General features: G+C 69.6%; 3 protein-coding genes and 1 pseudogene. 2 read left to right on the plus strand and 2 right to left on the minus strand.

Going from position 1 to position 3260, the window contains the following annotated elements; genetic code table 11:
• Together BN903_RS09295 and BN903_RS09300 are read left to right on the plus strand one after the other, a co-directional pair.
• Positions 1-316 (plus strand): annotated as a pseudogene (locus BN903_RS09295) (3-phosphoshikimate 1-carboxyvinyltransferase); the annotation flags it as partial.
• Between the two features lie 606 nt (positions 317-922).
• Positions 923-2077, plus strand: coding sequence for a TRC40/GET3/ArsA family transport-energizing ATPase (locus BN903_RS09300; RefSeq protein ID WP_048077465.1), 1155 nt, complete (start codon positions 923-925; stop codon positions 2075-2077).
• Between the two features lie 22 nt (positions 2078-2099).
• Here BN903_RS09300 and BN903_RS09305 read toward each other — a convergent pair whose 3' ends face one another.
• Together BN903_RS09305 and BN903_RS09310 are read right to left on the minus strand one after the other, a co-directional pair.
• Positions 2100-2762: a hypothetical protein gene (locus tag BN903_RS09305; RefSeq protein WP_048077466.1), complete on the minus strand. Its 663-nt coding sequence runs from the start codon at positions 2760-2762 to the stop codon at positions 2100-2102.
• A partial coding sequence (locus BN903_RS09310; RefSeq protein WP_048077467.1) for a hypothetical protein occupies positions 2759-3260 on the minus strand: 502 nt, incomplete at its 5' end. The genes BN903_RS09305 and BN903_RS09310, both read right to left, overlap by 4 nt.

Raw genomic sequence — 3260 nt, forward strand, 5'->3', positions numbered from 1 at the left:
GCGCATCGAGAACTGCGAACACGTCCGCTACAAGGAGACCGACCGCGTGTCCGCGATGGCCGAGGAACTGGGCGAACTCGGCGCGGAGACGACCGAGGAGGAGGACGTCCTCACGGTCCACGGCTCCGAGAGCGATCTCCGCGGGGCGACCGTCGACGGCCGGGCCGACCACCGGATCGTGATGGCGCTCGCGGTCGCCGCGCTCGCCGCCGACGGGACCACGACGATCCGCGGTGCCGAACACGTCGACGTCTCGTTCCCCGGCTTCTTCGACGCGGTGACCGATCTCGGGATGGACGTGGAACGCGACGACTGAGCCGACCACCTGCCGTGGCGCGCGCCTGCGAGCGGCCGCCACCGGCGGCCGCGAGTAGGGAGAGGCCTCCGGTCTCTCCGATAGCCGGCGGCTTCGCCGCCGGCGACAGCGTCGCGCGAGGGAGTCGCTGGCTCCCGGAGCGAAGCGGAGGGTGCCAGCGACGAGGCTGGGGAGGCGTGAGGTGCGGTGCTGCGCGGTGCGGGGCGGGACTCGAAGGGGCAGGCGCGAGGCGGGCAGAGGCGAAGTAAGCACCGCAACGAGGGAGCGAGTGAAACGAGCGACTGAGTGAGGAGCGCAGCGAGCGTCTGTCCGCCTCACGGCTGGGGCTTCGGTGGTCGTGTCGCCGGTAACGATCGTCTTGTATCGAGCGGCTAGGGCTTCGGCGGTCGTGTCGCCGGTAACGATCGTCTTGTATCGAGCGGCTAGGGCTTCGGCGGTCGTGTCGCCGGTAACGATCGTCTTGTATCGAGCGGCTAGGGCTTCGGCGGTCGTGTCACCGAGAGGGTTCCCAGACCCCCCGAAGGCGACTACCGAAACGCAATCTCGACTCGATCTCGATTCGTATAGACCGACGGGTACAGGTGCCCGCCGTGACGACACGCGGGTATGGACGACATCGACGTCGAGCCGGTTGACCGCGTCGACGAGGCGGACGACTCTGTCGACGCCCCCGAGACAGCGGACAGCGACACGGCGGTCGTCAGCGAAGCGGTCGCCGACCTCCCCGCGGGCGTCGACGCGCCGGACTACGTGCTGTACGGCGGGAAAGGCGGCGTCGGGAAGACGACGATGGCGGCCGCGACGGGGCTCGCCTCGGCTGCCGGAGGCGTCCGCACGCTCGTCGTCTCCACCGACCCCGCGCACTCGCTCTCGGACACCTACGAGACCGAGATCCCCGCCGAGCCGGCGCAGATACGCGAGGACATGCCGCTGTACGCGGCCGAGATCGACCCCGACGCCGCGGTCGATGAGGGGATGTTCGGTGCCGACGCTGACCCCCTCGGCGGACTCGGCGAGATGGGCGATGCGATGGGCGGGATGGGCGGTGACGCCGAGGCCCCGGGCGACGAAGGCGGCCTCGGCGACCTCCTCGGCGGGACGATGCCCGGTGCGGACGAGGCCGCGGCGATGCGCCAGCTCCTCGAATATCTCGACGACCCGCGGTTCGACCGCGTCGTCGTCGACACCGCGCCGACCGGGCACACCCTCCGGCTGCTCCAGCTCCCGGAGATCATGGACTCGATGCTCGGTCGCGTGATGAAGCTCCGCCAGCGCTTCTCCGGGATGATGGACGGGATCAAGGGGATGTTCGGCGGGGGCGACGACGACCCCGACCCCTCTGCGGACCTCGAAGCGCTGCGCGAGCGCATCGAGCGACTGCGCGCCGTCCTCCGAGATCCGGCGAAGACCGACTTCCGCGTCGTGATGATCCCCGAGGAGATGAGCGTCGTCGAGTCCGAGCGGCTCGTCGCGCGCCTCGACGAGTTCGGCATTCCGGTGAACACGCTGGTCGTCAACCGCGTGATGGAGGGCGTCGGCGACGTGACCGGCGGGGGTGCGACCGGAATCGACCCCGACTGGGTGGTCGAGCCGAACCCCGACAGCTGCGAGTTCTGTGCGCGTCGGTGGGACGTCCAGCAGAACGCGCTCCGGGAGGCGACCGACCTGTTCCGCGGCCGCGACGTGAAGCGGGTCCCGCTGCTCGCGAACGAGGTGCGCGGCGAGGCGGCGCTGCGGGTCGTCGCCGCCTGTCTGAGCTGAACTACTTCCCGGGGTAGCGTCGCTACTTCCCCGAGTTGGCGTCGGAGAACAGCCCCTCCCGGATGTCGTCCGCGACGCCGGCGAGGTGCGCCTGTCCGAAGACCGCGACGAGCAGCGCGCCTATCGAGTTGTACGTCAGGTCGCCCACCGTGTCGTCGAGCCCGTGCTGGGCGAGCGGCATGTCGATCCCGGTCTCGTCGGCGACGATGTCGAGCCCGAACTCGAACAGTTCCCAGAAGACGCCGAATCCGAGCACCACCACGAAGATGAAGACGAACGCGAAGCGGGCGGGGATCCTGATCTCGTCGCTGTGGAGGTCGACGGCGCGGATCGCGGTGTAGCCCGCGCCCGCGACGAGCGACGCGGACAGCGCGTGCGTGAGGTGATCCCACCAGCCGATCTGCGCGTAGAACCACGCCGACCCGAGCGTATGGAGGAACACCGCGGCCGTGATCCACACGCCGAGCCACGGGTCGAGCGGGATGTCGTAGTTCCGTTCGAGCATCGCCGGGATGAACGTGACGAGCAGGCCTATCGTCCCGTTGGTGACCGCCTTCGTACCGCCGCCGGGCAGGCCGTATCTGCTTCCGAACAGCCCGTAGACGATGATCCCGACGAGAACGACCTGCATGACTCTGGTGAGCCGCCGCTGCGTTCGCATCGAAGGGCGCGGCAGGATCCTCATCGGCGCACCACCCGCCGGATCGCGCGACGGAGGCGGCGGCCGCGGCGTCTGAAGTACGCGTCGAAGAGGATCCCCGCGGCGAGTCCGGCCAGCGTCACGTAGATCCACTCGATCATCAGCGCCTCGTTGGTCGTCAGGTAGGCGGTGTCGAGCAGCCGGTCGGCGTTCCACCGCAGGATCGTCCACGCGCCGGCCGTCGCCAGCGTCGTCAGCGTGACGAGCGCGACCGCGAACCAGTGGGTGACCTGAAGCGACGTGAACATGTGGAACTCGACGATTATGACGAGCGCTAAGGCGGCGATGGCGAGGTACGTCGCGAAGACGCCGAGTTCGCCGCCGAGCAGCGCGCGCACGAGCGTCGGCAGCAGCGCGAGCCCGAGCAGTTCGGCCGGGAGCAACACCTTCCAGTCCCGCGCCGAGACGGCGGGGGCCACGACGACCGCGACGAGGCCGACGACGAACACGAGCGACAGCAGGTCGGCGTCGAGAATGCTCTCG

Source organism: Halorubrum sp. AJ67 (genome assembly GCF_000513435.1).

Bases quoted from the DNA above. Each gene is read 5' to 3' on its own strand.
- BN903_RS09300 (WP_048077465.1), top strand. From the start codon at position 923: ATGGACGACATCGACGTCGAGCCGGTTGACCGCGTCGACGAGGCGGAC.
- BN903_RS09305 (WP_048077466.1), bottom strand. From the start codon at position 2,762: ATGAGGATCCTGCCGCGCCCTTCGATGCGAACGCAGCGGCGGCTCACC.